Annotated in this window: 5 protein-coding genes; 3 read left to right on the top strand and 2 right to left on the bottom strand. The window is 65.8% G+C overall.

Translation table 11 applies throughout. From position 1 onward, the window contains the following. The coding region (locus tag MSIMFI_RS08055) for a PE family protein (protein ID WP_191496813.1) at positions 1–560 on the bottom strand (560 nt) is incomplete at its 3' end. 155 nt (positions 561–715) lie between these two features. Next, the gene (locus MSIMFI_RS08060) at positions 716–3,079 is read right to left on the bottom strand and encodes a DEAD/DEAH box helicase (RefSeq protein ID WP_191496814.1); all 2,364 of its coding nucleotides are present in this window, start codon (positions 3,077–3,079) and stop codon (positions 716–718) included. Positions 3,080–3,327: 248 nt separating this feature from the next. Here MSIMFI_RS08060 and cspA point away from each other — a divergent pair, with 248 nt between their 5' ends. The 3 genes from cspA to topA form a co-directional block, all read left to right on the top strand. Beyond that, a complete protein-coding gene (cspA, locus tag MSIMFI_RS08065) occupies positions 3,328–3,531 on the top strand; it encodes a cold shock protein CspA (RefSeq protein ID WP_036363014.1) in 204 nt (67 codons plus the stop codon). A 134-nt stretch (positions 3,532–3,665) separates the two neighbouring features. After that, positions 3,666–4,244, top strand: a complete 579-nt coding sequence (locus MSIMFI_RS08070; protein ID WP_186245088.1) for a hypothetical protein — start codon at positions 3,666–3,668, stop codon at positions 4,242–4,244. Positions 4,245–4,450: 206 nt separating this feature from the next. Next, a partial coding sequence (gene topA, locus MSIMFI_RS08075; RefSeq protein WP_191496815.1) for a type I DNA topoisomerase occupies positions 4,451–7,207 on the top strand: 2,757 nt, incomplete at its 3' end.

Consider the following 7,207-nt stretch of genomic DNA (forward strand, 5'->3'; position numbering starts at 1 on the left):
TTTTTTTTTTTCTCAACCAGACCCCGCCTTCCGCTTTTTCTCCCTCTCTCGGGGCCTCGGATTTGTTTAAAAGAGCCGGGCCCGGCGCCCCCCCCTTTCCCCCCTTTTTGCCCGCCCGCCCCGCCCGCCCCGCCCCCGCCGGCACCGCCGTCACCGAGCAACCAGCCGCCCGGCGAGCCGTCTCCGCCCGTCCCCGCCGCGCCGGGCTTGCCGTTGCCGATCAGCGGACGCCCCGTGAGCGCCAGTAAAGGTGCGTTGATCGCATTGAGCAACGCCGCACTGGCGGCCTCGGCGCTGCCATACGATCCCGCACTGGCGGTCAGGGCTTGTACGAACTGGGCGTGAAACGTCTCTGCTTGCGCGCTGAGCGTCTGATAGCCCTGGGCGTGCCCGGAAAACAGCGCCGCGACCGCCGCCGATACCTGGTCCCCAGCCGCGGCCAGCACTGCCGTCGTCGGGGCAGCCGCAACCGCGTTCGCGGAACTGAGTGTTGAGCCGACACTGGCTAAATCCGTTGCGGCCGTTGCCAGCCCCTCCGGCACTGCCATGACAAACGACATGTGACACCTCCCAAAGTTCCTCAGAACCCCCGGCTAGTGCCCGATCGTCATCGGTGCGGTCGGCAAGTTCACGGTACGCGATTTGAACGCGGGCGCAATAGTTTTCGCCCGTTCTTGCGCAGCTTCTTCGGGTTGCGACGGTTCGGCTACCTCGTTTATGGGCCGCTGTCAAGGGGGTGTTCAGCGTATCCGCCACCCAACTCCGCCAGCACCAAACGCAGCACAGCGACCGCACCTGCCTTGTCCAGTGGGTCGTTGGCGTTGCCGCACTTGGGGGATTGCACACATGAGGGGCATCCGCTCGGGCATTCGCACGCCTCAATGGCCGCGGCTGTGGCGCCCAACCAGGTGCGCGCCTGACGGAACCCGCGTTCAGCGAATCCCGCGCCACCGGGATAGCCGTCGTAGACAAAGACACTGGGCAGTCCGTCAGGCCCGATCGCGGTGGACAAGCCGCCGATGTCGCCGCGGTCGCAGCTGGCCACCAAGGGCAGCAATCCGATGGCCGCGTGTTCGGCGGCGTGCAAGGAGCCGGGAATTCGTGGCGCGTCAATACCGTTGCGGCTCAATGTGTCCGGAGTGATGGTGTACATGACCGCGTTGGTGGGCAACACGTGCTCGGGCATGTCCAGCTCAACGAAGTCGATCACTTCGCCGCTGAGTCGACGGCGTAGGTAGCCGATTACTTGATGGGTGACTGTCACCGGAACCAAACCCAGGGTGATGGGGCCGAACGCTGTGCGCTCACCGGTCCCGGTGACCGCGATGTCAGTGATTTCCCGCGCGAACGTCGCATAACCGGGATCCTCGGCGTGGACGAACGCGATGCCCTCCTCGAAATCCAACGAGTCGACGACATAGCCCTCGCCTTGATGTAGGTAGACCGCGCCCGGGTGGACGGACGCCGGCGCCTGACCCACCCCGACGCTGCCCAACAGTCGCCCAGTGTCCGCCTCCACGAGGACTATCTGACCGCCCGCCGAACCCCGAATATCCACTGCGGCATGTGGTTCCACGCCGGGCGCAGGGAAGTACTTGCCAGACCGTTGCCGCAACAGCCCGTCGTCAACCAGACCTTCGACCACATCTGTCGCGTCCCACGACCGCACCTCGGCCTCATCGAGTGGTAATTCGGTTGCGGCACAGAGAAGCTGGGGACCGAGAATGTAGGGGTTGGCCGGATCGATGACGACGCGCTCGACCGGCTTGTCGAGCAGGGCAGCGGGGTGGTGCACCAGATATGTGTCCAGGGGATCGTCCCGGGCGATCAACACCACCAGCGCGCCCTGCCCGCGCCGGCCCGACCGACCGGCCTGCTGCCAGAACGAGGCGACCGTCCCCGGAAAGCCGGCCAACACCACCGCGTCCAGCCCGGCGATATCGACGCCCAACTCCAGCGCGTTCGTCGTTGCCAGACCGCGCAGCCGGCCCTCGGCCAAGGCGTGCTCCAGCGCAGTCCGGTCCTCGGCCAGATAGCCGGCCCGATACGACGCCACCGTGCGTGCCAGGTCCGGGGCCACCTCGCCAAGCCGCGCTTGGGCGCTCAGCGCGGTCAGCTCCGCGGCGCGCCGCGACCGCACGAACGTCAGCGTCTGGGCGCCCTCCGCGATCAGGTCTGCCATCAGTCGCGCCGCCTCGGCACCCGCGGACCGTCGCACCGGCGCGCCGTTCTCACCGGTCATGTCGGCCCGTAGCGCGGGCTCCCACAATGCCACGGTGCGCGCCCCCTGGGGCGAGCCGTCGTCGGTGACCTCCGCGACCGGTTGACCGATGAGCTCAGCGGCCGTCGCGCCGGGGGATGCCGTCGTCGCACTGGCGAAGATCACCGTCGGACCCGAGACCTGGTCAGCGGAGTAGCGTGCGCACAGCCGTAACAACCGACGCAACACCATCGCCACATTGGATCCGAAAACCCCTCGGTAGTAATGGCATTCGTCGACAATAAGGAAGCGTAGATTGCGCAATAGCACAGCCCAGCGTGCGTGGTTGCGCAATATCGACAAGTGGATCATGTCGGGGTTGGAGAACAGCCAGCGGGACCGTTCACGCGCAAAGCGACGCACCTCGTCAGGACTGTCACCGTCATAGGCCGTGGGCGCGACGGCGAAACCGGGTTGGCCGAGCCGCGAGACAGCGGAAGTCAGCGCATAAGCCGCACGCAACTGGTCGTGACCGAGCGCTTTCGTCGGCGACAGATACAGCACCCGCGCCCGTGGATCCGTCGCCAGCGCATTGAGCACCGGAAGTTGATAGGCAAGCGACTTTCCTGACGCCGTGCCGGTGCTCACAACCACATGACGGCCCGTGTGAGCCAGCGCGGCGGCCTCAGATTGGTGCGACCATGGCGCGCGGATCCCACGTTCGGTAAACGCGCGAATGATGTCGGGCTCGGCCCACTCCGGCCAGCCGTGTGGCCGGCCACTGCGAGGTGGCAGTTCGGCCACATGGCGCAGCGGATGCTCGCCCGGCGCGGTACCGGCGAGCGCGGCGGCCAGCAGTTCGCTGCCGAAACTCGCCATTTGGAAACCCCTCAAGTACTCGTCACGGCAATAGGCTGTCGTCGACGCGACGAACATGATTGACTAATTGGCGGTCGTAGCTTCTGTGTTCGTGTCAAACTTTCGCAGGATCGACGTTGCGGCCGCGGTTCCTGCGAGGTTATCTGTCGGGTGAAGTTCCGGCGACTCCGCGAGGTATGGCGGTGGCAACGGGCCCGGGGCACCGAAACGCGGTGCCCCGCACCCAGAAGAAAAGGAAAGATCGAGAGATGCCACAGGGAACTGTGAAGTGGTTCAACGCGGAGAAGGGGTTCGGTTTCATCGCCCCCGAGGACGGTTCCGCGGATGTATTTGTCCACTACACGGAGATCCAGGGAACGGGCTTCCGCACCCTTGAAGAGAACCAGAAGGTCGAGTTCGAGATCGGCCACAGCCCTAAGGGCCCCCAGGCCACCGGAGTTCGCTCCGTCTAACCTGCGCGAGCAGACGCAAGAGCCCCCAATTCGACACCGAATCGGGGGCTTTTCCGTCTGCTCGTCACGTTGGCGGTCGGGCGCGCCGGATGCGAACAAGCCGCGGATCGACTCGCTGGCTTACTGTCGGTTGGGTGAGCCAGCTTTCCTTCTTCGCCGCGGATTCGGTGCCGCCCGCGGTCGCGGACCTTTCCGGGGTGCTGGCGGCCTCCGGCCAGATCGTGATGGTTGGCACCGGCGCTCGGCTGTCGGTGGTCGTGGATGAGCTCTGGCGCGCCACGGCCCTAGCCGAGATGATCCACGACGCTGGTCTGGTGTCCGAGATCACCCGCACCGACGAAGACAACCCCCTGGTGCGGACGGCCGTGGACCCGCTGTTGTGCAGCATTGCGGCCGAGTGGACGCGCGGCGCGGTCAAAACGGTGCCCGTGCGGTGGTTGCCGGGGCCGCGGGAGCTGCGGGCGTGGACCCTAGCTGCCGGCAGCCCCGAGGCTGACCGTTATCTGCTGGGTCTGGATCCACACGCACCGGACACTCATTCGCCGCTGGCGTCGGCTCTGATGCGGGTCGGGATCGCGCCCACCTTGATCGGCACCCGCGGCGGCCGGCCGGCGCTTCGGATCAGCGGCCGTCGCAGGCTATCGCGCCTGGTAGAGAACGTGGGGGAACCACCCGCCAGCGCCGGGGCGTTGGCCCAGTGGCCCAGGGTCTAGCAGTCGATTTCAGGCCGTGTTCGAGTGAGCCGATTTGCAGTCGGTTTGCGCGGGCGCGCCCTCGGGTGCGAAATTGTCAGGTGCCCGCGGGCGAAGGGTACGGGGGCGTATCTGAATTTCGCCGGAATTTCGGGAGCCGACCTGTCATTCTTCCTGCGGGGCGGTTCCACAGGGGGCCGGCACTAGAGATGGAGCGTAAGTAGCAGTTGGCTGACCCGAAACTAACTGGCCCGAGGAGGGCGAGCAGCAAAAATGGGAGCGGCCGGCGACTTGTGATTGTCGAGTCGCCCACCAAGGCACGCAAATTAGCTGGTTATCTGGGCTCCGGCTATATCGTCGAGTCCTCGCGTGGGCATATCCGCGACCTGCCACGAGCTGCGGCCGACGTTCCCGCGAAGTTCAAGTCCGAGCCCTGGGCCCGGCTGGGGGTCAACGTCGACGCCGATTTCGAACCGCTCTACATCATCAGTCCCGAGAAGAAGAGCACCGTCAGCGAGTTGAAAGGCCTGCTCAAAGACGTCGATGAGCTCTATCTGGCCACGGATGGCGACCGCGAGGGTGAGGCCATTGCCTGGCATCTGATGGAAACCCTGAAGCCGCGCATCCCAGTCAAGCGGATGGTGTTTCACGAGATCACCGAGCCGGCCATCCTTGAGGCTGCCCAAAACCCCCGCGACCTGGACATCGACCTGGTCGACGCGCAGGAGACCCGCCGCATCCTGGACCGGCTGTACGGCTACGAGGTCAGCCCGGTGCTGTGGAAGAAGGTCGCGCCCAAGCTGTCGGCCGGGCGGGTGCAGTCGGTGGCCACCCGCATCATCGTGCAGCGCGAACGCGACCGCATGGCCTTCCGCAGCGCGAGCTACTGGGACATCCTGGCCAAGCTGGACGCCAGCGTGTCCGACCCGAAGGCGCAGCCGCCCACCTTCACCGCCCGGCTGACCAATGTAGACGGCCAGCGCGTGGCCACCGGCCGCGATTTCGACTCACTGGGCACGCTGCGTGGAGACCGCGAGGTCTCGAAAATTGTCGTGCTGGACGAGGGCAGTGCGACCAGGCTGGCCACGGCCCTGCATGGCGCACAACTGAGCGTGGCGTCGGCCGAGGAGAAGCCCTACACGCGGCGTCCGTATCCGCCGTTCATGACGTCGACGCTGCAGCAGGAAGCCGGCCGCAAACTGCGGTTCTCCGCCGAGCGGACGATGAGCATCGCCCAGCGGCTGTACGAGAACGGCTACATCACCTATATGCGTACCGACTCGCCCACGCTGTCGGAGTCGGCGATCAATGCCGCGCGCACCCAGGCGCGCCAGCTCTACGGCGCAGAATTCGTCGCCACCTCTCCTCGCCAATACACCCGCAAGGTGAAGAACGCTCAGGAGGCGCACGAGGCAATCCGCCCCGCCGGCGAGACCTTCGCCACCCCCGACGCGGTGCGGCGCGAGCTCGACGGTGACGAATTCCGGCTCTATGAGTTGGTGTGGCAACGCACGGTGGCCTCGCAGATGGCCGATGCGCGGGGCACCACGCTGAGCCTGCGGATCGAAGGCCGATTGCAAAATGAGGGGGCCGAGCACCACGTCGTGTTCTCGGCCTCCGGGCGCACCCTGACCTTCCCCGGCTTCCTCAAGGCCTACGTCGAAACCGTGGACGAGCTGGCCGGCGGCGAGGCCGACGATGCCGAGCGGCGCTTGCCCCACCTGACCCCTGGCCAGCGACTTGACGCCATCGAGTTGACCCCGGACGGGCACGCCACCAACCCGCCGGCCCGCTACACCGAGGCGTCACTGGTCAAGGCGCTCGAGGAGCTCGGCATCGGCCGCCCGTCGACCTACTCGTCGATCATCAAGACCATCCAGGACCGTGGCTACGTGCACAAGAGGGGCAGCGCGCTGGTGCCGTCCTGGGTGGCATTCGCCGTAACCGGTTTGCTGGAACAGCATTTCGGCCGGCTCGTCGACTACGACTTCACCGCGGCGATGGAAGACGAACTCGACGCGATCGCCTCCGGAAACGAGCGACGCACCAACTGGCTCAACAACTTTTACTTCGGCGGCGACCACGGTGTGCCCGACTCGGTAGCCCGCTCCGGCGGCTTGAAGAAACTGGTCGGTGTCAACCTCGAAGGCATCGATGCGCGAGAAGTCAACTCCATCAAGCTGTTTGACGATGCTGAAGGACGGCCCGTCTATGTTCGAGTGGGTAAGAACGGGCCCTACTTGGAACGGACGGTAATCGGCGACAACGGCGAGCCGACACCGCAACGGGCCAACCTCAACGACTCGCTCACCCCCGACGAATTGACATTGGATGTGGCCGAAGAGCTATTCGCCACACCTCAAGAGGGGCGGGTGCTGGGTGTAGACCCCGCGACCGGGCACCAGATCGTCGCCAAGGACGGCCGTTACGGGCCTTATGTGACCGAGATTCTGCCCGAGCCGCCGTCCGAGGAGGGTGGCGCCGAGCCGGCCAAGAAGGGTAAGAAACCCACCGGTCCCAAACCCCGTAGCGGTTCGCTGCTTCGGACCATGGACCTACAAACTGTCACACTCGAGGATGCGCTGAAGCTGCTGTCGCTGCCCCGGGTAGTTGGTGTTGACCCCGCAACGGGTGACGAGATCACGGCGCAGAACGGGCGCTATGGTCCATATCTGAAGCGCGGCACCGATTCTCGTTCGCTGGCGACCGAAGAACAGATGTTTACCATCACACTCGATGAAGCGCTGCGAATCTACGCCGAGCCGAAACGTTCTGGCCGACAGAGCGCTTCGGCTCCGCCGCTGCGTGAGTTGGGCATTGATCCGGCGTCGGGCAAACCGATGCTCATCAAGGACGGCCGCTTCGGGCCGTACGTTACCGACGGTGAGACCAACGCCAGCTTGCGCAAGGGAGACGACGTGCTGTCGATAACCGACGAGCGCGCCTCGGAGTTGCTCGCCGACCGACGGGCCCGGGGTCCGGCG

This window comes from Mycobacterium simulans (assembly GCF_900232995.1).
GTDB lineage: Bacteria > Actinomycetota > Actinomycetes > Mycobacteriales > Mycobacteriaceae > Mycobacterium > Mycobacterium simulans.

Coding starts and splice junctions, on each gene's coding strand:
- MSIMFI_RS08060 (WP_191496814.1), bottom strand. CDS start 3,079: ATGGCGAGTTTCGGCAGCGAACTGCTGGCCGCCGCGCTCGCCGGTACC.
- cspA (WP_036363014.1), top strand. CDS start 3,328: ATGCCACAGGGAACTGTGAAGTGGTTCAACGCGGAGAAGGGGTTCGGT.